Raw genomic sequence first — 930 nt, 5'->3', positions numbered from 1 at the left:
GAGGGACAAATTGAAACAGGGATGACAATTCAGTTTCGGGCATTAGGGACTATAGAAAAGCCTTCTTTAGTGAATGTAAATACACAGGAAGAGCTTAAAATCAATAAAAGTATGGCAGCTGGTGAGGTAATCACTGTGAACACAAGAAAGGGACAGAAGCGCATAGAATCCATCCTCAACGGAGTTGTTAACAATGTTTTTAACTCTATCAAACCCGGCAGTATCTTTTTGCAGTTAAGGGTAGGAGATAACTTATTTCGTTATGATGCTGAAAGTGGTATCGATAATTTAGAAGTTACTATTTATTATCGAAATCAATATATAGGGGTGTAATTCGATGGAGCTTATGGTTTTTAATAAACAATTCGAGTTGCAAGGTATTATCGATGTTTTTAGGTCACTTAGGTGGCGTACAGAATTTTATAAAGTAGGCGAGTCTGAACTTCATTTGACTTTACCGGAAGACGAAGGAGAAACCCTTCACATCCTTTCTTTATTAATGAAAGATAATTTACTTGTAAAAAGCGATAGCTTAGAAGAAGCAGTGGTAATTGAAGGGGCTGTGATTGATGAACAAGACTCTGAAACGATTGTTGTAACAGGAAGTAAATTGGACGGAATGATTGGGGATCGCTTTGTATGGGGGGAACAAAAACATACAGGCACGATAGAACATGTTATGAAACAGTTTGTTGTAAAGAATGCTATTTCTCCAACAAAGTCACAAAGAGTTATTCCTAATATGGTGATATCCCCTAATCGTAATATCAGTAAGGCAGCAAGTGAAGTGAATTCATGGAAAGACTTAGGATTGTTAATTGAAGAGTTGGCACTTAAGTATGATATCGGTTGGAGAGTTTTGTTTGATTTAGCTAATAAGAAGTATGTGTTTGATGTGTTTGAAGGGAAAAATCGTTCGATTAATCAAGA

The 930-nt window shown here is 36.2% G+C and carries 2 protein-coding genes; both read left to right on the top strand.

Annotation, left to right across the window (positions count from 1 at the left end; all coding sequences use genetic code 11):
• A partial coding sequence (locus tag BAMA_RS23220) for a phage distal tail protein (RefSeq protein ID WP_034644398.1) occupies positions 1 to 333 on the top strand: 333 nt, incomplete at its 5' end.
• A 4-nt stretch (positions 334 to 337) separates the two neighbouring features.
• On the top strand, positions 338 to 930 hold a 593-nt coding region (locus BAMA_RS23215; RefSeq protein ID WP_034644396.1), incomplete at its 3' end, for a Gp37-like protein.

Source organism: Bacillus manliponensis (assembly GCF_000712595.1).
Lineage (GTDB): Bacteria > Bacillota > Bacilli > Bacillales > Bacillaceae_G > Bacillus_A > Bacillus_A manliponensis.
The sequence above is the reverse complement of the archived record's forward strand: the minus strand, read 5'-3'. Positions and strand labels throughout refer to the sequence as shown.